We start from the raw sequence: 23,269 nt of genomic DNA, 5'->3' as shown, positions 1-23,269 counted from the left end.
ATTATGAAAATGAAGAAATTTACCTATATATTTTTATTAGCAAGCTGCTTATTATTGGCTTCTTGTGAATCGTGGTTAGATGAAGACCCGCAATATACTTTGAATACACAAATTCAGTTTTCTACTTCTGAAAAGGCACGTGCAGCATTATATGGATGCTATGGTTATTTTGCATTGACTAGTGGAGGATATGGTCAGCATTGGCAAGAAATTCCGGTACGATATAGTGGTTTCGGATGGGCACAGACTAATGGGGGTACAAATGATATGTGTGGATGGCTGCAATGTGACTATACAGATGATCTGTTGACAAATGCATGGTATGTAATGTATAAAGTAATTAATGAAACGAATGCATTTATAGCCAACGTAGAAAGTACTTCTTTGGAGGATAAAGACGAAATGGCTGCAGAGGCTCATTTCTTGCGTGCCTTGTCTTATTATAACCTTGCAATATGTTGGGGAGATGTACCCTTGAAGACAACTCCTTCTTCTCATGACGGCGTAGCTGTACCTCGTTCCTCGCGTTTAGAGGTGTTGGATGTTGTACGAAGTGACTTGGAATTTGCTTCAAAATATTTGCCGGAAACGAATTCTGATGGATTTCCAACGAAATGGACTGCAGAAGCATATTTAGGTAAGTTGTATCATACTTTAGGTTGTTTGGGTGATGCTACAGCTTGGGAAAAAGCAAAGACCTATTTTGAAGGAGTGAAAGGTAAATATGATTTGGAATCGAAATTTTCTAATTTATTTGTTGATAAGATTAAAGGTTCTAAAGAATCTATATTTCAACTGGGATTTCAGGTGAATGGTGAGTTGTCTTCTTTTAATAGGGGATCTTGGGTTTTTAATCCTGCTGCATCATCGTATGGTAAGAGTTTCCATAGAGTGAAGTGTACGAAAGCTTTTTATGATTTCTTTGCGGGAACCTATTGGGGAGATCCTCGTATTGAGACTACATTTATGGCAAAATGGAGAAAATGTACAAACAATATCGGACCTGTAGCTCAAGTAGAGCCTGTGCCGTCTGCCCGTGACTCTACCTATGAATATCCTTATTTCACTTATGATAGCGGTATAAAACCTGCCGGTTGGAAAAATAACAAGTTGTTAGTTGGTAGAATTCCTTATGAGTTATTGACTAATAAAGAGAATCCGAGCGCGGATGAAATTTTGGCTATCACGAATGATGAAACCAAATTTGATGAGAAATATCGTAAAGGATTGAAAGATTTTTTGAATGTATGTACTGCGGCGGGTAGGACAGGAGAAAGAGCGGCATGGCCTCATTTTGCAAAAGCTTTTGATATGAATATGGCAGGTATTGCCAGTCATAAAAATCTAATTTTATATCGTTATGCAGATTTATTATTGATGTTGGCTGATGTCTATAATGAATTGGATAGAAAAGACGATGCAATTAATACAGTAGATCTCGTGTTGGCGCGTGCACGTAAGTCGGGAGCTAAGGTTTCGACACAACCAGCCAAATGGGAGTCAACATTAACAAAAGATCAAGTACGTGAAAAGATATTCTTTGAAAGACTTTTTGAAGGTGCCGGTGAAACTGAAATGTATCAAATGATGCGCTTGCGTGGAACTGAATATTTGAAAAAAAGCACTTACTGTGAATAATAATCACTCAATAACTAAAAAGTGGCAGGAGAATAATCCCAATGCAACGGGAGTCTGGGGTGAACGTATTTACAATAATGGAAATTTGAATGATGAGACTTTCTTGAAAAAGAATTTGTTGTTCCCTATTCCGCGTGATGAAATGAATACTAATATAGCTATTACAAAAAATAACTTCGGCTATTAAAAATAGTAGTTATAACAAGTTGTTTTTTCCCGAATGCAGAGGAGGAGTGTTTCTGCTTTTCATTCGGGTTTTCTTTATATAAATAGAAATCATTGTATATATTTTCTTGGATTTGCTGGATTGGAAATGAGTTGTAAATAGTGTTTTTGCCATTTTTCCTTCTGAAACAGACAAAAATGGAGAATATTGGAAATTAATTGGTTATTTGTGAACATGGATTTTGTTGACAGGTCTCTACCTTTGTCACTACAATCTAATATAAAGTTGTTTTATGGAAAAACTGCAATCAAACTTATTCTTTCCTTTAGCAGGAATAGCTGCCGTAGCTTCCCTTGCTTCCTGCTCAAACAAGCAAAGGCCTGCGGAGCAACTCCCTTTGAATATCGTCTACATTATGACAGACGACCACACAGCTCAAATGATGAGCTGTTACGACACACGCTACATGGAAACCCCCAACCTCGACCGCATTGCTGCTGACGGTGTACGTTTTACTCAAAGCTTTGTTGCCAATTCTTTAAGCGGCCCCAGCCGTGCCTGCATGATAACGGGCAAACATAGTTGTGCCAATAAATTCTATGATAATACCACTTGCGTATTCGACAGTTCGCAACAAACTTTTCCGAAACTGTTGCAGAAAATCGGTTATCAGACAGCATTGGTGGGTAAATGGCATCTTGAAAGCTTGCCTTCCGGCTTTGATTACTGGCAGATTGTTCCCGGACAAGGAGACTACTACAACCCGGATTTCATCACACAAAACAATGACACTATTCAAAAACATGGATACATCACGAATCTTATTACCGATGACGCCATTGACTGGATAGAAAACAAACGCAATCCGGAAAAACCTTTCTGCCTTTTGATTCACCACAAGGCAATTCACCGTAACTGGTTGGCGGATACTTGCAACCTGGCTTTGTACGAAGATAAAACCTTCCCGCTACCGGATAATTTCTTTGACGATTATGAAGGACGTCCCGCCGCTGCCGCGCAAGAGATGAATATTGTGAAGGACATGGACATGATTTATGACCTCAAAATGCTTCGTCCTGATAAAAACACCCGTCTGAAATCCTTATATGAGAAGTATGTCGGACGTATGGACGAAGGTCAACGTGCTGCATGGGACAAATTCTACACGCCGGTTATAGATGATTTCTACAGGCAGAACCTGCAAGGCAAGGAACTTGCCAATTGGAAATTCCAGCGTTACATGCGTGACTATATGAAGACCGTAAAATCACTGGACGACAATGTTGGTCGTGTACTCGACTATCTGAAAGAGAAAGGCTTGCTGGATAACACACTTGTCGTCTATACTTCCGACCAAGGATTCTACATGGGTGAACACGGTTGGTTTGATAAACGCTTCATGTACGAAGAATCCATGCGTACACCGCTTATCATGCGTTTGCCGAAAGGATTCGACCGCAGGGGTGATATCACAGAAATGGTACAGAACATCGACTATGCACCCACCTTCCTCGAATTGGCAGGAGCAGAAATCCCTTCTGATATCCAAGGGATATCCCTCGTTCCTTTACTGAAAGGCGAACATCCGAAAGACTGGCGGAAAGCTCTCTACTATCATTTCTATGAATATCCCGCTGAACACATGGTGAAACGTCATTACGGGGTACGTACAGACCGCTATAAATTGATTCATTTCTATAATGATATCAACTGGTGGGAACTCTACGACTTGCAGGCAGACCCGTCGGAAATGCACAACCTCTACGGGCAACCTGAATACGAATCGGTAGTGAAAGAACTGAAAGAAGAAATGCTGAAACTTCAGGAGCAATACAATGACCCTGTCCGCTTCTCACCGGAAAGAGACAAGGAATAACACCAACGTATATACACCATGAAAAGATACATCTTAATCATTCTCATACTGCTTTCGCCACTGACAGTGTTCTTGCAGGCTGATAACTTAACATCCCCTTTAATTTCAATAGTACCACGCCCGACACAGATTGTGCCGGGTAGTGGTAATTTCACCTTTTCTGCAAAAACGGCCTTTGCGGTAGAAAATCAGGAACAAGCCGTGATTGCCCGCAATTTTATCGACTTGTTTACCCGTGCTGCCGGAATAACTCCGGCTTTGAATGTCGGCAGCAAAGAAGGACAAATTCGTTTTGTGACGGATTCTTCTTTTAAACCCGAAGCATATCTGTTGGAGATTACACCGCAACAGATACTTATTAAAGCTTCGGATACAAAGGGTTTCTTTTATGCCCTGCAATCTATTCGCCAACTCCTGCCTGCTGCCATAGAATCAGAGCAACCGGTACAGAATATCGCTTGGAGCGTTCCCGCAATGACAGTTCAGGATGAGCCCCGTTTTGGTTTCAGAGGATTACTTTTGGACCCGGTACGTTGCTTTATTCCCAAAGAGAACGTACTGCGAATCATCGACTGTATGGCGATGTTGAAAATAAACAAACTTCATTTTCATCTGACGGACGATAACGGCTGGCGGATTGAAATAAAGAAATATCCTCGTTTGACGGAAGTAGGAGCGTGGAGAGTAGACCGTACGGATGTACCTTTTCACTCACGCCGTAACCCGGAGCGTGGAGAGCTTACTCCAATAGGTGGTTTCTATACACAGGAGGAGATTCGGGAAATTGTAGCTTATGCTGCCGACAGACAAATAGAAGTCATTCCGGAAATAGATGTACCGGCACACAGTAACGCTGCTTTGGCTGCTTATCCCCAGTTTGCTTGTCCGGTTGTGAAAGACTTTATCGGTGTACTTCCCGGCTTGGGAGGACGAAATTCCGAGATTATCTACTGTGCGGGAAATGATAGCGTATTTACATTCTTGCAGGATGTCTTTGACGAAATTCTGGCACTTTTCCCTTCCCGCTATATTCATGTCGGAGGAGATGAAGCGCGAAAGACGAACTGGGAAAAATGTCCGCTTTGTCAGAAACGGATGAGAAAGCAGCATTTAGCCAATGAGGAAGACTTGCAAGGTTATTTCATGAAGCGTATCAGTGATTACCTGCGTAAGAAAGGACGCGAGGTGATTGGCTGGGATGAGTTGACAAACAGTTCTTTTCTTCCCGAAGAATCCATTATTCTCGGTTGGCAGGGAATGGGAACGGCTGCCCTGAAAGCTGCTGAAAAAGGACATCGTTTTATCATGACTCCGGCGCGTATCATGTACCTGATTCGCTATCAGGGACCGCAATGGTTTGAACCGGTAACGTATTTCGGTAACAATACCCTAAAAGATGTTTTTGATTACGAACCTGTACAAAAAGACTGGAAACCGGAATACGAATCATTGCTAATGGGTATACAGGCCTGTATGTGGACGGAATTCTGTAATAAACCGGAAGACGTGGATTATCTTTTGTTCCCTCGTCTGGCTGCCTTGGCAGAAGTGGCTTGGACAGCTGCAGGAACGAAGGACTGGACTGGATTTTTGAAACGAATGGATGTATACAATTCGCATATTGCAGAAAAAGGAATTGTTTATGCCCGCTCAATGTATAACATACAACAGACGGTGACACCAGTGGACGGACATCTGGAAGTGAGTTTGGAATGTATCCGTCCGGATGTGGAAATTTATTATACACTGAATGGGAGTAATCCGGCAATGTCTTCTCATCGTTACGACGGACCTATCTGTGTGACGAAGACGCAAATGGTGAAAGCCGCTACCTTTATGAACGGCAAGCAAATGGGAGAAACCTTAGAGTTGCCACTCACATGGAACAAAGCTACGGCAAAACCTTTGCTTGACAATAAGAAGAACGAAATGTTATTAGTCAATGGATTGCGGGGAAGCCTGAAATATACGGATTCTGAATGGTGTAACTGGAGCCGGAATGATTCTATCTCTTTCACAATAGATTTACAGAGTCAGGAAAAACTGAATAAATTAGCTATTGGTTGCATTACGAATTATGGAATGGGAGCGCACAAACCGAAAATGATTCGCGTAGAAGTTTCTGATGATAATCGTACCTACCATGCCATAGGAGAATTGAACTTTTCTCCGGAAGAAATCTATCAGGAAGGAACTTTCAGAAATGACTATTCGATAGACATGGGCGGAGTATCTGCTCGTTATGTCCGGGTGACGGCAGAAGGTGCGGGGATATGTCCCGACGAGCATGTCCGCCCCGGTCAGGAAGCGAGAGTCTATTTTGATGAAGTGATTATAGAATAGTAATCAAGTAGTTAAAAAATAGCAATTAGGTGCTTTGTAAAACAATCTTGTATAAACTAATAATGATGACATGCTTATGAACATTAGCTTTAAGAAACGAACTTCTTTAATCTTATCAGCAGTACTGGCTGCCACTACTTTCACGCTAGCGCAGCAACAACCGTTGCCCGAATGGCAAAGCCAGTATGCGGTGGGACTGAACAAACTCGCTCCTCACACATACGTATGGCCTTATGCCAACGCTTCCGACATTGAAAAGCCGGGAGGGTATGAACAGTCTCCTTTTTATATGAGCCTGAACGGAAAGTGGAAATTCCATTGGGTGAAGAATCCCGATAACCGTCCGAAGGACTTTTACCAACCTTCTTATTACACAGGAGGATGGGCGGACATCAATGTGCCCGGCAACTGGGAATGTCAGGGTTATGGCACAGCTATCTATGTCAACGAAACGTATGAATTTGACGATAAAATGTTCAACTTCAAGAAGAATCCGCCGCTGGTACCGCATGCGGAAAATGAAGTCGGCTCATACCGCCGTACCTTCAAAGTGCCTGCCGACTGGAAAGGACGCCGGATAGTACTTTGTTGTGAAGGGGTCATCTCTTTCTATTATGTATGGGTGAATGGAAAATTGCTTGGATACAATCAGGGATCAAAGACAGCTGCCGAATGGGATATTACTGACGTCCTCAATGAAGGCGAAAATGTGGTTGCTTTGGAAGTGTACCGATGGAGTGCGGGTGCTTATCTGGAATGTCAGGATATGTGGCGTTTGAGTGGTATCGAACGTGATGTGTATCTTTACAGCACTCCTAAACAGTACATTGCCGACTACAAACTGAATGCATCTTTGGACAAAGAGAAATACAAAGATGGAATTTTCGGACTTGAAGTGACCGTAGAGGGACCTTCTATTACACTTGGAGCCACTTCTATTGCTTACACCCTGAAAGACGCCGAAGGCAAAGCTGTCTTGCAGGATGCCATCCGGATAAAATCCCGTGGATTGAGCAATCTTATCACGTTTGATGAAAAGAATCTACCTGATGTAAAGGCTTGGAGTGCAGAGCATCCTCATCTTTACACATTGATACTCGAACTGAAAGATGAACAAGGCAAGGTCACCGAACTGACGGGTTGCGAAGTCGGCTTCCGTACATCGGAAATCAAAGACGGACGTTTCTGCATCAACGGTGTTCCGGTATTGGTGAAAGGAACCAACCGCCACGAACACTCCCAGCTGGGACGTACCGTGAGCAAAGAACTGATGGAACTGGACATCAAACTGATGAAACAGCACAATATCAACATGGTGCGTAACTCGCATTATCCGACTCACCCTTACTGGTATCAGCTTTGCGACCGCTACGGATTGTACATGATTGATGAGGCAAATATCGAATCCCACGGAATGGGATATGGGGCTGCTTCTCTTGCCAAAGACACTACCTGGCTGACTGCGCACATGGACCGCACCCACCGGATGTATGAACGTTCCAAGAATCATCCCGCTATCGTCATCTGGTCGTTGGGAAATGAAGCCGGCAACGGAATCAACTTCGAGCGTACCTACGACTGGCTGAAATCGGTAGAAAACACTCGTCCCGTGCAATACGAACGTGCCGAATTGAACTATAATACGGATATTTACTGCCGTATGTACCGCAGTGTGGACGACATCAAAGCATATCTTGCGAAGAAAGACATCTATCGTCCTTTCATTCTTTGCGAATATCTTCATGCGATGGGCAACAGTTGCGGCGGATTGAAAGAATACTGGGATGTATTTGAAAACAATCCGATGGCACAAGGTGGCTGCGTTTGGGACTGGGTGGACCAGTCATTCCGCGAAATAGATAAAAACGGTAAATGGTATTGGACGTATGGCGGTGATTACGGGCCGGAAGGAATCCCGAGTTTCGGTAACTTCTGCTGTAACGGTTTGGTAGGCGCCAATCGTGAACCGCATCCGCATTTGCTTGAAGTAAAGAAAGTATATCAGAATATAAAAGCGACTTTGGCGGGTCAAAAGAATCTGACTATCCGTGTCAAGAACTGGTATGACTTCTCTAATCTGAATGAGTATGTACTGAACTGGAATGTGACGGCAGACAATGGCAAGATCTTGGCAGAAGGTACGAAAACGATTGATTGTGCACCGCACGCTACCGTAGATGTAGCTTTAGGCGCTGTCAAACTTCCGAATACAATTCGTGAGGCTTATCTGAATATCAGCTGGACGCGTCGTGAAGCATCTTCAATGATCGATAAGGACTGGGAAGTGGCATACGATCAGTTCGTGCTTGCCGGTAATAAGAATTATACAGGTTACCGTCCGCAAAAAGCAGGTGAAACGACTTTCACTGTTGACAAGCAAACAGGGGCGCTGACTTCATTGAACCTGAATGGCAAAGAATTATTAGCTGCTCCGCTGACATTGAGCCTTTTCCGCCCGGCAACGGATAATGACAACCGGGATAAGAACGGTGCACGTCTGTGGCGTAATGCAGGATTGGATAATCTGACCCAAAAGGTCGTTTCACTGAAAGAGGGCAAGACTTCGACCACTGCCCGGGTGGAAATTCTAAATGCGAAAGCGCAAAAGATAGGAACTGCCGACTTTGTTTATTCATTGGATAAAAACGGTGCGCTGAAAGTTCTTACTACTTTCCAGCCCGACACGACCATCGTGAAATCAATGGCACGCCTGGGACTGACATTCCGTGTATCGAACACCTACGATCAGGTTTCTTACCTCGGACGTGGAGAGAATGAAACATACATTGACCGCAATCAGTCCGGCAAAATCGGTGTATATCAGACCACACCGGAACGGATGTTTCATTATTATGTTGCTCCGCAATCTACGGGCAACCGCACCGATGTACGTTGGGCGAAGTTGGCAAATACTTCCGGCGAAGGCCTCTTTGTAGAATCAAATCGTGCTTTCCAGTTTAGTATCATTCCTTTCTCGGATGTATTATTAGAGAAGGCCCGCCATATCAATGAACTGGAACGCGATGGATTGCTGACAGTGCATCTGGATGCTGAACAGGCAGGTGTGGGAACGGCTACTTGTGGTCCCGGAGTATTACCGCAATACTTGGTTCCATTAAAGAAACAGAGTTTTGAATTTACCCTTTATCCGGTGAAATAGATACTAAATCAATAGGTTATTTAGATTATATATAAAGGTGGGGGTTACACTGATTGAATGGGATATCGTAAGAAAGTATTCCATGAGAATCGTGAAATCCGTACCTTTATTTTATTTTTGTAAAACTGCAATAATTTATAGGCTATGAATAAACTACTAATCTCTCTCTTATTGTCTTTTACCCTTATCGGTGGAGTGCAGGCACAGAAAAAAGAAAACTACTACGTGAAGCATGTTGAATTTCCTCAAGATGCAACGCTCGAACAGAAAGTCGATATGGCAGCGCGGTTGGTACCCACTCCGCAACAATATGCTTGGCAACAAATGGAACTGACCGCTTTCCTTCATTTTGGCATCAACACTTTTACCGGACGTGAATGGGGAGACGGAAAAGAAGATCCTGCACTCTTTAATCCTTCAGAACTCGATGCTGGACAATGGGTGAAGAGTTTGAAAAATGCAGGTTTCAAAATGGTTATTCTGACCGCAAAGCATCACGACGGTTTCTGCCTGTGGCCTACAGCTACAACGAAACATTCTGTAGCCTCTTCTCCTTGGAAGAACGGACAGGGGGATGTCGTAAAAGAACTTCGGAAAGCCTGCGATAAATATGATATGAAGTTCGGCGTCTATCTTTCTCCGTGGGATCGGAATGCGGAATGTTATGGAGACTCTCCCCGTTACAATGAATTTTTTGTCCGTCAATTGACAGAATTGCTCACCAATTATGGTGAAGTGCACGAGGTATGGTTCGACGGAGCGAATGGGGAAGGCCCGAACGGAAAAAAACAAGTGTATGACTGGGACGCTTTCTATAAAACCATCCAACGCCTTCAACCGAAAGCAGTAATGGCGATTATGGGAGACGATGTCCGTTGGGTAGGAAATGAAAGAGGGCTGGGACGCGAAACGGAATGGAATGCCACCGTACTGACTCCGGGAATTTATGCCCGCTCGACAGAAAACAACAAACGTCTGGGTGTCTTTAGCAAAGCGGAAGATTTAGGAAGCCGCAAAATGCTGGAGAAAGCTACGGAATTATTCTGGTATCCTTCGGAAGTGGATGTGTCCATCCGTCCGGGATGGTTCTATCATGCGGAAGAAGACGCGAAAGTGAAATCCTTGAAACATCTGTCGGATATTTATTTCCAGTCGGTAGGATATAACTCCGTGCTTTTATTGAATATACCGCCCGACCGCAAAGGCTTGATTAATGAAGCGGACGTGAATCGTCTGGAGGAATTTGCAGCTTACCGTGAACAGATATTTGCCGATAACCGGGTGAAGAAAGGGAGAAACTACTGGAATGCCATTTCGGGCAGTGAAGCCGTTTATTCTTTGGAACCGGGTTCGGAAATTAACTTAGTGATGCTTCAGGAAGATATCACAAAAGGACAGAGAGTGGAGTCTTTCGTTGTAGAGGCTTTGACTGATAACGGTTGGAAAGAAGTAGGCAAGGGTACGACAATCGGATATAAACGTATGCTGCGTTTCCCGGTCGTGAAAGCCAGTCAGTTACGGGTGAAGATTGACGAATGTCGTCTGACTGCTCATATTAACCAAGTGGCCGCTTATTATGCAGCTCCTTTGCAGGAAGTGGTTCAGGGTGAAGATTGGAATAATCTGCCTCGTGCCAGCTGGAAACAAGTCGCTGATTCTCCGTTGACGATTGACTTGGGCAAATCGGTGACATTAGCCAGCTTTACTTATGCCCCTTCGAAAGCGGAAGCGAAACCGACGATGGCTTTCCGTTATAAATTCTTTGTGAGCATGGACGGAAAGCACTGGAAGGAAGTTCCTGCCAATGGTGAGTTCAGTAATATCATGCACAACCCGCTGCCGCAAACGGTCACTTTCGGGCAGAAAGTACAGGCGCGTTATATTAAGTTGGAGGCTACTACACCTACCGCAACAACCGCGAAAGTAGGAATGGATGAAATAGGAGTGATAACAACTCCCTGATGGGATTGTTATCGCTGAAAGATATGCTTAGAGAATAGCAGTGAAGACTGGCAGTCCCGATTTCTTGTGAATCGGACGCCAGTCTTTTTTTCTAAACCAAATGAATCTTTTGCTGTTATTAATAAAAAAGGACAGAAGTTATGCTTGTACTAGATTTAGGAAAATGGATGAACAAAATCCTGATAGATTGGGGAATAGACCCGACAGTTGCCGACCGTTTTGATGAGACTATTATTGCTGTGCTGATGATAGCAATTGCTATCGGTCTGAATTATCTCTGCCAGGCGATTCTTATAGGAGGAATGAAGCGGTACACCCGTCGGAAACCGCACCTTTGGAATACGTTGCTGATGAAGCGCAAAGTGTTTCACAACCTGATTCATACGGTTCCGGCTTTTCTGGTTTATTCTTTACTGCCAATGGCTTTTATTCGTGGCAAGGACTTATTGCTTATTTCCCAGAAAGCTTGTGCCGTTTACATAATCTTTTCTTTGCTGTTGGCCATTAATGGGATTCTATTGATGATAATGGATATCTACGACGGGAAGGAGTCAATGAAGAACCGTCCGATGAAAGGATTCATTCAGGTGTTGCAGGTGCTTCTGTTCTTTGTCGGTGGAATCATTATCATTGCCATTATTGTGAATAAGTCCCCAGCCAGTTTGTTTGCGGGATTAGGGGCTTCGGCCGCCATACTGATGCTGGTATTCAAGGATTCCATACTAGGATTTGTGGCGGGGATCCAGCTTTCCGCCAATGATATGGTTCGTCCGGGCGACTGGATAACGCTTCCTTCCGGTGCTGCCAATGGCACAGTGCAGGAGATTACTCTGAATACAGTCAAGATTCAGAATTTCGATAATACGATTTCTACCGTTCCCCCTTATACCTTGGTCAGCAGCCCTTTCCAGAACTGGCGGGGAATGGTGCAATCAGGAGGACGAAGGGTAATGAAGAATATAACCCTGGATTTGACTACGCTCCAATTCTGTACGCCCGAAATGCTCGACCGTTATCGGAAGGAAATCCCTTTGATGGCGGATTATCAGCCTGAAGAAGGTGTAGTACCTACCAATTCCCAGGTTTATCGTGTATATATCGAGCGTTATTTGTGCAGCTTGCCTGTGGTGAATCAAGATTTGGACTTGATTATCAGCCAGAAAGAAGCCACGATGTATGGAGTACCTATTCAAGTTTACTTCTTCTCCCGAAACAAAGTTTGGAAAGAATACGAACGTATCCAGTCGGACATCTTCGACCATTTGCTGGCAATGGTTCCCAAGTTTGACTTGAAGGTTTATCAGTATTCGGATTAATATAACAAAATTCGTTTTATAATGTCCGGAATCGTTTGTATTTATGCCTGTTTTCACGTATCTTCGTCTAGTGATTCATAAAAAGCCGATAAAAAGATGAAATATCCTATTGGAATACAGAGCTTTGACCGCCTTCGTGAAGACGGTTTTGTTTATGTAGACAAGACTGCCTTAGTTTACAACCTTGTGCAAACGGGTTCAATCTATTTCTTGAGTCGTCCCCGTCGTTTTGGGAAGAGTCTGTTGGTGAGTACACTTGCCTGTTATTTTCAGGGGCGGAAAGAACTTTTCGACGGACTGGCAATTGCTGACCTTGAAAAAGACTGGTTGCAATATCCTATTTTCCGCATTGACTTTAACGGTGGGCCATACACCCAACCGGGAGTGCTCGAAGCAACTATCGAAGGGTATTTAGGCAATTGGGAAGACATCTATGGCAAAAATCTGAACTATACTACCACAGGTGACCGCTTCAAGGAACTGCTCCGCCGTGCTTATGAACGGACAGGGCAGCGTGCGGTAGTACTGATTGATGAATATGACAAACCAATTCTCGATGTGTTGGATACCGGAACTTACACCTGCAACCATGTAGGAGAGAAACTTTTGCTTGAAGACCATCACAGGGAAATTCTGAAATCTTTTTATTCCACCTTCAAAGGAGCTGACGAATACTTGAAATTCGTACTGTTGACGGGAGTTACGAAATTTTCGCAAGTAAGTGTGTTCAGTGGCTTCAACCAACCAAAAGACATTAGTATGGATGAACGCTACGAATCACTATGCGGAATCACTCAGGAAGAATTGGAGAAATACTTCGCAGAACCCATCTCGCGATTGGCAACTAAATACGAATGTACGGTGGAGGAAATGAAGGACTGGTTGAAACGGCAGTACGATGGCTATCATTTTAGTACGAACATGGCCGCCATCTATAATCCGTTTAGCATACTTAATGCCTTTGATATGAATGAAATCCGTGACTACTGGTTCGCCACCGGTACCCCGACTTATTTGATACGTCTGCTACAACACAGTCGCGAACAGATGAATGAACTAACAGGAAAATTCTACGACCCAACTATGTTTATAGACTACAAAGCGGATGTGGAACAGCCCCTACCAATGATTTTTCAAAGCGGATACCTCACAATCAAGGAATATAATAAAAAAATGGGAACCTATCTGCTCGATTTCCCAAACAACGAAGTACGGAAGGGATTCTTGTCTGTATTAGCAGCCAATTATATGAAGCCGAAGAGTAAAGAAGTGACGAGTTGGATAACAGATGCCGTGATGGACCTTGAACGCGGTGATACAGATGCGTTCCGCCGTTCCCTCACCTCTTTTTTGGCAAGTATTCCCTATGACTCCCACGGCTCGTTGAAAGATATAGATATAACAGAAAAGCATTTTCAATACACTTTTTATCTATTGCTTCGACTGATAGGCGTATATTGCACCGCCATCCATTGCGAGGACCGCCAAAGCTACGGACGGGTGGATTGTACGCTGGAGATGGAGGATTACGTCTATATCTTTGAATTCAAAATGGATGGAACAGCACAGGAAGCTCTGGAACAAATAGAGAAGACTGGCTACGCCAAGCCTTATTTGGCAGACAAACGAAAAGTGATTTGCATCGGAGTGAACTTCTCATCTGTCACACGGACAGTAGAAGACTGGGAAGAAGTTTCTATCGTATGAGAAATATCATAATTATTTTCCAAGATATATTTGTTGTTCATTCATTATTATAGAAAGAACTAACGAGACGGTACTTTATTAATATAAAATCAGCTCGAAGTCTGCATAAATAGGTAAATGGTCGCTGACACCGCCTTGATACTTCATCCCCTTATAAGTGCGGAAAGGTTCTTTATCACCATATTTTTCGTCATCTTTCAGTAAAAAGGGGAGAAGGCATACATTTGCTTTTTCTTCGCTGGTGAAAAAGTGATTTGATTGATTTAATAGAGTGCCTGATACAATCAAGTGATCGAGTAATCCCCATTCACCACGATATTTGTAAGAACCGAAGTCTTTTGATTTAGCTTTCCGGGCGAGTAGGTGATATAGTTTTAATGAGGAGGGGGCAACTGTTGAGAAGTTGGTGGAGCCGGTTGTTGAGGCTAGGTTATTGGTAGTAACAGGAGGTGCTTCGGCTTCCAGTATTTTCTGAATAGATTGATTCGTCGGGTAATCGTTGAAATCCCCCATAATAATGACTTGCGGAAGAGAACGAATGCTCATAATGCTATCAACTTCCATACGCAGAATATGAGCTGCATATAAGCGATAGGATTCCGATTCTTTGGCTCCACCCGAACGGCTGGGGAGGTGGCAGACAAATACGTCGAGGGTATCTCCCGTCAGTAGAAGTCCGCTGACGTGTAGCAAATCTCTTGTCGGGCGGTATTGCTTCAACGGAGGGATGGAAATGGAACGGGAAGATAATAGTTTGAATAAATCCCGTTGATAAAGCAAGGCTACGTCAATTCCTCTTAAATCAGGGGAGTTGGTCATTACATAACGATAACTAAGCTCTTTTAAAGGAGAACGGCGGGTCAGGTCACGAAGCACTGTATCATTTTCTACTTCACATAATCCGACTAATGCAGGCGGACTCCATTCGCCAATAGCAGTAATTACACGGGCAACGTCAACCAGCTTTTTTTTATATCTGCTATAATTCCAATGACGCATCGCGTCGGGAAGAAATTCATGATCGTTCTTCAAACTGTCGTGGTGTGTATCAAACTGGTTTTCTATGTTCCAACTTACAACGCGGAAAGGGATTCTTTCTTGTTGAGAGGGGACTTGTGTGTCGTGATAGCCTTGTCCTTCGTGAGAATCTTGTGCGATAGCATAAGAAGGAGCAAAGAAACTTACAGCTATTAAATTCATTGCAAAAAAGAGCATGGCAACAGCTACTCTCTTTTCACTGTTACCATACTCTTCTTTATGTTGACTTATCTGTCTGTTATTTCTTGGCAGGAACATGTGCCAAGATATCCAATAGATGTTTCCAGAATTTCTCAACGGTAGGAATAAGCATTCGTTCGTCAGGAGAGTGAACACCTGTCAGTGTCGGTCCGAAAGAAATCATATCCAGCGTTGGATATTTATCAAGGAACAGACCACATTCCAATCCTGCATGGATGGCTTTAACTTTCGCGTCTACACCAAACAGACGCTTGTAAGATTCAACAGCCACTTCGAGGATAGCCGAGTGGGGATTCGGTTTCCATCCCGGATAACCCTCGCCAAACGTAACATTGGCTCCCGCCAGTTGGAATACAGCACGAACCGTGTTCGCCATATCGTTGCGTGCGGATAGTATCGAGCTCCGCTGACTAGTTTCAATGCGGATGACATGATTCGGCTTCATCTTGACAGATGCCAGGTTGGTAGAAGTTTCCACCAGTCCGGGAATATCCTGGCTCATGGCGTATACACCGTGAGGAGCTGCATACAGAGCTTTTAATAAACGGGTAGTGGTATCCTGGTCGATAGCCGTCTTGCGGGGAGTTTCCGATTCGAGAACCAACTTTAAGTCGGGCTCTACAACGGATAATTCGTCTTCCATTTCGCTGGTGAAGATATTCAGTTCGGTGCGGACATCATGTTTGGCATCTTCGGGAACAGCACAGATAGTGTATGCCTCGCGGGGAATAGCGTTGCGCAGATTACCACCGTTGATTTCACAGAGGTACAGATCGTGTCTGGCAGCCATGCGGGAAAGGAAACGGTTCAGTATTTTGTTGGCATTTCCCCGTCCCAAATGAATATCACCACCGGAGTGACCACCTTTCAAACCTTTCACTTCCACTTTGAAGAAGAAATATCCGGCAGGAATTTCCACCTCTTTATATGTAAATTCTGCAACGGAGTCAATGCCTCCGGCACAGCCGATAAAGATTTCCCCTTCATCTTCCGAATCGAGGTTCAGAAGAATATCACCGCTCATAAAGCCTTCCTGCAGGGCGAAAGCTCCGGTAAGCCCCGTTTCTTCGTCTACTGTAAACAGACATTCCAACGGACCATGTTCAATGCTGTCGTCAGCCAGAATAGCCAGTTCGGTAGCTACACCGATACCGTTGTCGGCTCCGAGGGTAGTGCCTTTGGCTTTCAGCCATTCACCGTCAATTTCCGTTTCGATGGGATCGGTGAGGAAGTCATGTTGAACGTCATTGTTCTTTTCGCACACCATGTCGATATGTGATTGCAATACGACGGTTTGAAGATTTTCTTTTCCCGGAGTAGCGGGTTTTTTAATCAATACGTTGCCGGCTTCGTCCACCTTAGTTTCCAGGTTATGTTTTGCTCCGAATGCCTTCAGGTAGGCAATCATTTTCTCTTCCTTCTTTGAAGGGCGTGGCACTTGGCAGATTTCTTCGAAATACTTGAATACGCCAGCCGGCTTTAAGTCTTTTTTTTCCATGCTGTTTTTATTTTATAATAGGAATAGAAGGGCTGTTTTCGCTTCTTCTATTGCTAAATATGGTTAATTTGATTGACTTATCTGAACTCATATCTCATTAAAGCCTATCTTTGCACTCACAAAATTAATAGAAATGGTTGAGACTATACTGATAACTTTGTTAATAGTTGCTATTTCCCTAGTATTATTAGGGGTGAAAGTATTCTTTACGAAGGGTGGAAAATTCCCAAATGGTCATGTGAGCGGGAATAAAACGTTGCGTCAGAAAGGAATCGGATGCGCACAGTCGCAGGATCGCGAAGCACAAAAGAAACCACGTTTTTCTATTGATGAGTTGGAAAAAGCCTTGAACGATAGTATGAATTAAATTTATTAAAAACAATACTTATTAATTATGAATAGAATGAACTACCTCATGAACGGTTTGGCTGCTCTTGCGTTTATCGTTTTATTTTCACAATGTGCTGGCAAAACTGACAATCAAACTACAAGTACTCCGGCACAGGCTAATGCCGAACTGTCAGGAATGAAAATTGCCTATGTTGAAATAGATACGCTGCTTGCCAAATACAATTTCTGTATTGACTTGAATGAGGCGATGGTAAAGAAGAGCGAGAACGTTCGCATGACATTGAATCAGAAGGCTACCTCTTTGAACAAGGAAAAACAAGATTTCCAGAAGAAAGTAGAAAACAATGCTTTCCTGTCACAAGATAGAGCGCAGCAAGAATACAACCGTCTGGTGAAGTTGGAACAAGATTTGCAAGAGTTGAGCAACAAACTTCAGAATGGTTTGATGGAAGAGAACAACAAGAACAGCTTGCAGTTCCGCGATTCTATCAACGCTTTCCTGAAAGAATATAATAAGACTCACGGATATAGCCTGATTTTCAGCAACACTGGGTTTGATAACCTGCTTTATGCTGACAGCGCTTTTAATATCACAAAAGAAATTGTTGATGGGTTGAATGCAAGATATTCACCAGTGAAGAAATAATAATGAATAGAAAGCGTTTCGTTTTTTAATAAAAAGGACGGAACGCCATAATATATTTTTTGTTTAATTTTCCACCTGTTCAAGACTGCGAAGCTATGGGCAGGTTTTTTTTATGCCCTTTCTTTTTCTTCTTCCTGCGGAATACGGAAAGCAGTGTAAAGTTCGAGGATAGCAGCAATCGTGAGGCAGGCAATCCATTCATTGCCTCGGGTGGTAAACATAAAGGCTCCAGTCAGGATCAGCGCCAATGCTCCGAATATCTGCTGAACGCGTAGGCGTTTCAGTGTTTTTCCTTTTCCTTTGACAGGCGTGTTCACTTGTGCCAAAGCGAAAAGTCCGGCTCCGATAGTATATATGTAAGGAGCATAGATCCATCCGGTGATAAATACAGCAGCTCCGGTGAGAGCCATGATAGCGCCTACGACGAAAAGGGCGGGTACTAATTGTTTCATTCTTTAATCTTCAAAAACGTAAATATCTTCGTTGGGTTTCTTCATCAGATACTTTTCACGGGCGATTTGCTCGATGGCGTCCGGATTGGTCGTTATTTCGTTGAGACGCTTGGTATTCTCTTCGTAATCTGCCCGGTACTTTTCTATCTCTTCTTTCAACTGGCTAATCTCCCGTTCATATCCGAAACGACGAACCAGGCTGTTCTCGTCCAGAAAGCCAATGATAACAGCAAACGCAACGACCGTAATGAGATACTTTCGTCTGCGTATGAAACTCCAGATACTGATTAGTTTACCCATAATTTCTCCTTTTAATATCCGCAAAGATAAAACTAATAACTTAAAAACTTATCGCTTTAGCTTCAAAACTTCTCTCTTTATCCCTTATTACATCTCACTTTTTTGTGTACATTTGCAGAGTAAGCGAAAATTCAAAAAACAGAGAGAATCCCGGATATGGAAAACTATATTGTTTCAGCCCGTAAGTACCGTCCGTCCACGTTCGAATCGGTGGTAGGACAGCGGGCGTTGACTACTACGCTGAAAAATGCAATTGCTACCCAAAAGCTGGCTCATGCTTATTTGTTTTGCGGACCACGTGGGGTAGGAAAGACCACTTGTGCGCGTATCTTTGCCAAAACCATCAATTGTATGACGCCTACTGCCGACGGAGAGGCTTGCAATCAGTGTGAGTCATGTGTAGCTTTCAACGAACAGCGATCATACAATATTCACGAACTCGATGCTGCTTCCAACAACTCGGTAGATGACATTCGCCAGTTGGTGGAGCAAGTACGCATCCCGCCGCAGATTGGTAAGTATAAGGTATATATCATCGACGAGGTGCACATGCTTTCAGCATCTGCTTTCAATGCGTTCCTGAAAACGCTGGAAGAACCTCCCCGTCATGCTATCTTTATCCTGGCTACGACGGAGAAGCATAAGATTCTCCCTACCATTCTTTCCCGTTGTCAGATTTATGACTTTAACCGGATAAGCGTGGAAGATACGGTGAATCATCTGTCGTATGTTGCTTCGAAAGAAGGAATCACGGCGGAGCCGGAAGCACTGAACGTGATAGCTATGAAGGCAGACGGTGGTATGCGTGATGCTTTGTCTATCTTTGATCAAGTTGTAAGTTTCACCGGAGGAAATATCACCTATAAGAGTGTGATTGATAATCTGAACGTTCTTGATTATGAATATTATTTCCGCCTGACGGATTGTTTCCTCGAAAACAAGGTAAGTGATGCTTTGTTGCTTTTCAATGATATATTGAATAAAGGCTTTGACGGAAGTCATTTTATTACCGGATTATCGTCTCATTTCCGTGACCTGTTGGTTGGAAAAGACCCGGTGACATTGCCTCTACTGGAAGTGGGAGCGAGCATACGTCAACGCTATCAGGAACAGGCGCAGAAATGTCCGTTACCTTTCTTGTACCGGGCCATGAAGCTTTGTAATGAGTGTGATTTGAATTACCGCATCAGCAAAAATAAGCGTTTGCTGGTAGAACTGACCTTGATGCAGGTTGCACAGCTTACCACCGAGGGGGATGACGTGAGTGGTGGGCGTGGCCCTACGAAGACCATAAAACCCATATTCACACAGCCTGCCGCAGCTCAGCAGCCGCAGGTCGCTTCTGCAACCCAGGTTCAGCAGGCTTCCCTTCATACGTCTCCGTCTTCAGTAACAACACAGGCTGTTAATGGCACTACTGCCCGGCATCCGCAAGCATCTGCAGCAGTGCAACCGGGAGCATCGGCCTCTTCTGGTGCGGCTTCGTCTGCTCCGTCGCAAGGAGCGGGAGTTGCCCCGACTGTCAAGGAAGAACGGAAAATTCCGGTGATGAAGATGTCTAGTTTGGGCGTGTCTATCAAGAATCCGCAGCGCGATCAGACAACGCAGAATACAGTTACCACTCATGTTCCCAGAGTACAGCAACCGGAAGAAGATTTTATTTTCAATGATCGGGATTTGAATTATTACTGGCAGGAATATGCCGGTCAGTTGCCGAAAGAACAGGATGCTCTTACTAAACGTATGCAGATGCTCCGTCCGGTATTGCTTAATAACTCAACGACTTTTGAAGTGGTGGTTGATAATGAGTTTGCTGCAAAGGATTTTACAGCTTTGATTCCTGAATTGCAGAGTTATCTTCGTGGTAGGCTGAAAAACAGCAAAGTGGTGATGACAGTGCGGGTAAGTGAGGCAACGGAAACAATACGTCCTGTGGGACGTGTCGAGAAATTCCAGATGATGGCTCAAAAGAATCAGGCGTTGATGCAGCTGAAAGATGAGTTCGGACTGGAGTTATACTAATGTACTTACTTCTATCGGATTACCATCTTCCAGGAACGAAGGCTTTTATCTATATCGGATACCGGTATGAAAATATGGTCTATACTTTTGATTTTTTATCTTAATGTAAACGTTGATTCATACGGTCTTCGTATCCGTCTGAAGGTCTTTTTCCCGGCATGACAATCCACAGGATTATATATATGATTACTCCGGCGAAAGCAGTGAAGAATGTAGCTAATATATACACTATTCTTAATAAGGTAGGATCCCATCCGAAATATTCGGCTATTCCGGCGCATACACCTGCGATCATTCGGTTGGAAGAACGGGTTAATTTCTTTTCATTTTCCATGATGTACTTTGTTTTAGTGCGAATACTATACAAATATAAAGAATATCATTGGGATAATCGAATAAAATCGGCAGATTATGGCAGAAAAGTATGGATACCCGGTCATGAAACAACAACGGAAAGGCAAGGGGAGCAATCCATAAATGTTAATCTGGGCGATATATAAAAATGCAGCTTGTTTATTTATTATAGGAGCATTTTTGTATTTTTGTAGCCGCTTAATAAAAAACAGGAAAGAGTAAATAAGCGTTGTGAAAGTCAAATGATGCATAATACGATAAACTCACTTAAAGCCAAGTCAAACATGAGCAATAGTTCCATAAATGAACTGTTTGCTCATAGCTCTTTATTGGAACTGCCCAAAAAACATATCCTAACGTCCTCTTTCCAGAATGATAAAAACTTTTATTTCATTGAAAAAGGTATAGCACGCTCATATTGTGTAATTAACGACAAAGAACTCACCTCATGGTTTAGTACAGAAGGAGATATCGTTTTTTCGACGAACAATTTTTATGGGAACCAACAAGGGTACGAATATGAAGTTGTTCAGTTATTGGAAAATACGGTATTATATGCCGTGCCGATAAAAGATTTAGAAAAGCTGTATCAGACTAATATAGAAATAGCGAACTGGTCAAGGATTTTGCATCAAGAGGCTTTTATAATGAATGAAAAGCGTTTAATTTCAAGACTGTATAAGTCAGCGGAAGAACGATATATAGAATTGTTGCAAACACGTCCGGATCTCTTCCAAAGAGTAAATTTGGGTTATATTGCATCTTTTTTAGGCATCTCTCAAGTTACGTTGTGCCATTTGAGGAACAAGATTAAATAATAGGGTTGTTTCGTTTCCTTCGCATTGCTTTATTCTGCTTTTTTAAGTAGTTTAAAAAAAATGTCATACCATTGTCCTAACTTTGCAATTGAAAAAATTGAATACCAAATGAAAAATGTGAATCATATAATATGGGCTGATTTAATTCGTGTGATAGCCATTTTAATGGTCATCTGTATCCATTGTTCAGACCCTTTCAATGTTTCTCCTGAAGCTCGTTTAAATCCGGAATATAACTTATGGGGGAGTATTTATGGAGCTTTCTTGCGTCCGTGCGTACCGTTGTTTGTGATGCTGACAGGAATGTTATTATTACCGGTAGAACAGGAAATCGGACAATTTTATAAAAAAAGGATGCTTCGTGTAATAGTCCCTTTTATTGTATGGTCTTTATTATATAACTTGTTTCCGTGGTTTACGGGTATTTTAGGGCTGAATAATTCTGTTTTGTCTGAAATGTTTGCGTATGCAGGAGAGTCTCCAAGTCAAACTTGGGATAGTTGCTTGCATAATATTCTTATGATTCCTTTTAACTTCAATACATATACAGTTCCTTTATGGTACATATATATGTTGATAGGATTATATTTGTATATGCCTTTTTTTTCTGCATGGCTGAAACAAGCAACAGAGAAACAAATGAAAATATTCTTATCCGTTTGGTTTATCACATTATTTCTGCCTTATTGCCAAGAATATATATCCAGCTATATAGGAGGTACTTGTGCTTGGAATGACTATGGCACTTTATATTATTTTTCAGGTTTTAGCGGTTATCTGCTTTTAGGCTATTATTTGAAAGACAGAAACAAGTTGTCGGTGAAAAAGACTGTTATTTTATCTCTCATTCTTTTTAGTGTCGGTTATGCCATAACGTATTATGGATTCAGGAATATGACTTCACAACCTGATATTACAGAGCGCCAAATGGAATTATTCTTTTTATACTGTTCGCCCAATGTCTTTTTAATGACGGTTGCCTGGTATTTATTAATTCAAAAAGTAAAGGTAACGTCTCCCTTAATGATATCAGCCTTAAAGAATATAACAAAATGTGGACTGGGCATCTATATGGTACATTATTTTGCTGTAGGAATAGGTTGTTTAGCAATTGACAGAATTGATTTACCTATATTCATGCGTATTCCAGCGACAGCTTTATTTGTGTTTATCATATCGTGGTGTATAGTTGCATTATTCTACAAAGTGCTGCCTAAGGCAGCGAAATGGATAATGGGATAGTTTAGTTTTGCTACATAAATGTAAAACAGATAAAAGAAAAAAGGGAGCAGTCCGAAAATTAAGGGGAGTGATTTGGGGCAATCACATTCTTAAAATAGATTCATTCTTGCACGTTTTTGATTCTTTTCACCACAGAGGACACGGAGGGCACAGAGGTGAATTTGTTTTATGACTTATGG

The 23,269-nt window shown here is 42.7% G+C and carries 16 protein-coding genes and 1 pseudogene; 12 read left to right on the top strand and 5 right to left on the bottom strand.

From position 1 onward, the window contains the following. The first annotated feature begins 9 nt into the window (after window positions 1-9). From BXY_RS22240 to BXY_RS22210, 7 genes and pseudogenes are all read left to right on the top strand, one after another. Window positions 10-1,825 (top strand): annotated as a pseudogene (locus tag BXY_RS22240) (RagB/SusD family nutrient uptake outer membrane protein). 271 nt (window positions 1,826-2,096) lie between these two features. Next, window positions 2,097-3,680, top strand: a complete 1,584-nt coding sequence (locus tag BXY_RS22235; RefSeq protein WP_004316231.1) for a sulfatase family protein — start codon at window positions 2,097-2,099, stop codon at window positions 3,678-3,680. A gap of 18 nt (window positions 3,681-3,698) precedes the next feature. Continuing rightward, entirely contained in the window at window positions 3,699-6,023 is a 2,325-nt protein-coding gene (locus tag BXY_RS22230) for a glycoside hydrolase family 20 protein (RefSeq protein WP_004316230.1), read from the top strand. Window positions 6,024-6,093: 70 nt separating this feature from the next. Continuing rightward, window positions 6,094-9,183, top strand: coding sequence for a glycoside hydrolase family 2 TIM barrel-domain containing protein (locus BXY_RS22225; protein WP_008645816.1), 3,090 nt, complete (start codon window positions 6,094-6,096; stop codon window positions 9,181-9,183). Between the two features lie 144 nt (window positions 9,184-9,327). Beyond that, on the top strand, window positions 9,328-11,145 hold the full coding sequence (locus BXY_RS22220; RefSeq protein WP_008645818.1) for an alpha-L-fucosidase: 1,818 nt from the start codon (window positions 9,328-9,330) through the stop codon (window positions 11,143-11,145). Window positions 11,146-11,285: 140 nt separating this feature from the next. Then, entirely contained in the window at window positions 11,286-12,461 is a 1,176-nt protein-coding gene (locus BXY_RS22215) for a mechanosensitive ion channel family protein (RefSeq protein ID WP_008017581.1), read from the top strand. Window positions 12,462-12,557: 96 nt separating this feature from the next. Then, window positions 12,558-14,168: an ATP-binding protein gene (locus BXY_RS22210; protein ID WP_004316226.1), complete on the top strand. Its 1,611-nt coding sequence runs from the start codon at window positions 12,558-12,560 to the stop codon at window positions 14,166-14,168. A gap of 78 nt (window positions 14,169-14,246) precedes the next feature. Here BXY_RS22210 and BXY_RS22205 read toward each other — a convergent pair whose 3' ends face one another. Together BXY_RS22205 and BXY_RS22200 are read right to left on the bottom strand one after the other, a co-directional pair. Beyond that, complete coding sequence (locus BXY_RS22205) at window positions 14,247-15,464, bottom strand: endonuclease/exonuclease/phosphatase family protein (protein ID WP_008645821.1); 1,218 nt, start codon at window positions 15,462-15,464, stop codon at window positions 14,247-14,249. Beyond that, window positions 15,445-16,905, bottom strand: coding sequence for an aminoacyl-histidine dipeptidase (locus BXY_RS22200; protein ID WP_008645824.1), 1,461 nt, complete (start codon window positions 16,903-16,905; stop codon window positions 15,445-15,447). The genes BXY_RS22205 and BXY_RS22200 overlap by 20 nt, the downstream gene beginning before the upstream one ends. Window positions 16,906-17,038: 133 nt before the next feature. Between BXY_RS22200 and BXY_RS22195 the strand changes: the two genes are divergently transcribed. Together BXY_RS22195 and BXY_RS22190 are read left to right on the top strand one after the other, a co-directional pair. Then, complete coding sequence (locus tag BXY_RS22195; protein ID WP_008026083.1) at window positions 17,039-17,272, top strand: hypothetical protein; 234 nt, start codon at window positions 17,039-17,041, stop codon at window positions 17,270-17,272. 27 nt (window positions 17,273-17,299) lie between these two features. Beyond that, entirely contained in the window at window positions 17,300-17,902 is a 603-nt protein-coding gene (locus tag BXY_RS22190) for an OmpH/Skp family outer membrane protein (protein ID WP_008771479.1), read from the top strand. Between the two features lie 110 nt (window positions 17,903-18,012). On the opposite strand, the gene BXY_RS22185 is transcribed toward BXY_RS22190, so the two are convergent. Then, window positions 18,013-18,354 (bottom strand): hypothetical protein, encoded by a 342-nt coding sequence (locus BXY_RS22185; RefSeq protein ID WP_004316221.1) that lies wholly within the window; start codon window positions 18,352-18,354, stop codon window positions 18,013-18,015. Window positions 18,355-18,357: 3 nt separating this feature from the next. Then, the gene (locus BXY_RS22180; RefSeq protein ID WP_004316220.1) at window positions 18,358-18,654 is read right to left on the bottom strand and encodes an FtsB family cell division protein; all 297 of its coding nucleotides are present in this window, start codon (window positions 18,652-18,654) and stop codon (window positions 18,358-18,360) included. 156 nt (window positions 18,655-18,810) lie between these two features. On the opposite strand from BXY_RS22180, the gene BXY_RS22175 reads away from it, so the two are divergent. Then, complete coding sequence (locus BXY_RS22175; protein ID WP_015533003.1) at window positions 18,811-20,676, top strand: DNA polymerase III subunit gamma/tau; 1,866 nt, start codon at window positions 18,811-18,813, stop codon at window positions 20,674-20,676. A gap of 100 nt (window positions 20,677-20,776) precedes the next feature. Here the strand turns inward: BXY_RS22175 and BXY_RS22170 are convergent, their stop codons facing one another. Then, window positions 20,777-21,010, bottom strand: a complete 234-nt coding sequence (locus BXY_RS22170; RefSeq protein ID WP_004316218.1) for a PspC domain-containing protein — start codon at window positions 21,008-21,010, stop codon at window positions 20,777-20,779. A gap of 304 nt (window positions 21,011-21,314) precedes the next feature. Here BXY_RS22170 and BXY_RS22165 point away from each other — a divergent pair, with 304 nt between their 5' ends. Both BXY_RS22165 and BXY_RS22160 read left to right on the top strand, forming a co-directional pair. Next, window positions 21,315-21,848 carry a Crp/Fnr family transcriptional regulator gene (locus BXY_RS22165; protein ID WP_008645828.1) on the top strand — a complete coding sequence of 178 codons (534 nt, stop codon included), beginning with the start codon at window positions 21,315-21,317 and terminating at the stop codon, window positions 21,846-21,848. 60 nt (window positions 21,849-21,908) lie between these two features. After that, window positions 21,909-23,090: an acyltransferase gene (locus BXY_RS22160; RefSeq protein ID WP_015533001.1), complete on the top strand. Its 1,182-nt coding sequence runs from the start codon at window positions 21,909-21,911 to the stop codon at window positions 23,088-23,090. Window positions 23,091-23,269: the final 179 nt, after the last annotated feature.

Origin of the sequence: Bacteroides xylanisolvens XB1A (genome assembly GCF_000210075.1) — a bacterium.
Lineage (GTDB): Bacteria > Bacteroidota > Bacteroidia > Bacteroidales > Bacteroidaceae > Bacteroides > Bacteroides xylanisolvens.
This window is presented reverse-complemented; position numbering and strand designations above follow the sequence as displayed.

What these genes read in the sequence shown, in the direction of transcription:
- BXY_RS22200 (WP_008645824.1), bottom strand. Translation starts at nt 16,905, where the DNA reads ATGGAAAAAAAAGACTTAAAGCCGGCTGGCGTATTCAAGTATTTCGAA.
- BXY_RS22210 (WP_004316226.1), top strand. Translation starts at nt 12,558, where the DNA reads ATGAAATATCCTATTGGAATACAGAGCTTTGACCGCCTTCGTGAAGAC.
- BXY_RS22205 (WP_008645821.1), bottom strand. Translation starts at nt 15,464, where the DNA reads ATGTTCCTGCCAAGAAATAACAGACAGATAAGTCAACATAAAGAAGAG.
- BXY_RS22160 (WP_015533001.1), top strand. Translation starts at nt 21,909, where the DNA reads ATGTCATACCATTGTCCTAACTTTGCAATTGAAAAAATTGAATACCAA.
- BXY_RS22190 (WP_008771479.1), top strand. Translation starts at nt 17,300, where the DNA reads ATGAATAGAATGAACTACCTCATGAACGGTTTGGCTGCTCTTGCGTTT.
- BXY_RS22175 (WP_015533003.1), top strand. Translation starts at nt 18,811, where the DNA reads ATGGAAAACTATATTGTTTCAGCCCGTAAGTACCGTCCGTCCACGTTC.
- BXY_RS22165 (WP_008645828.1), top strand. Translation starts at nt 21,315, where the DNA reads ATGAGCAATAGTTCCATAAATGAACTGTTTGCTCATAGCTCTTTATTG.
- BXY_RS22195 (WP_008026083.1), top strand. Translation starts at nt 17,039, where the DNA reads ATGGTTGAGACTATACTGATAACTTTGTTAATAGTTGCTATTTCCCTA.
- BXY_RS22215 (WP_008017581.1), top strand. Translation starts at nt 11,286, where the DNA reads ATGCTTGTACTAGATTTAGGAAAATGGATGAACAAAATCCTGATAGAT.
- BXY_RS22230 (WP_004316230.1), top strand. Translation starts at nt 3,699, where the DNA reads ATGAAAAGATACATCTTAATCATTCTCATACTGCTTTCGCCACTGACA.
- BXY_RS22185 (WP_004316221.1), bottom strand. Translation starts at nt 18,354, where the DNA reads ATGAAACAATTAGTACCCGCCCTTTTCGTCGTAGGCGCTATCATGGCT.
- BXY_RS22235 (WP_004316231.1), top strand. Translation starts at nt 2,097, where the DNA reads ATGGAAAAACTGCAATCAAACTTATTCTTTCCTTTAGCAGGAATAGCT.
- BXY_RS22170 (WP_004316218.1), bottom strand. Translation starts at nt 21,010, where the DNA reads ATGGAAAATGAAAAGAAATTAACCCGTTCTTCCAACCGAATGATCGCA.
- BXY_RS22220 (WP_008645818.1), top strand. Translation starts at nt 9,328, where the DNA reads ATGAATAAACTACTAATCTCTCTCTTATTGTCTTTTACCCTTATCGGT.
- BXY_RS22180 (WP_004316220.1), bottom strand. Translation starts at nt 18,654, where the DNA reads ATGGGTAAACTAATCAGTATCTGGAGTTTCATACGCAGACGAAAGTAT.
- BXY_RS22225 (WP_008645816.1), top strand. Translation starts at nt 6,094, where the DNA reads ATGCTTATGAACATTAGCTTTAAGAAACGAACTTCTTTAATCTTATCA.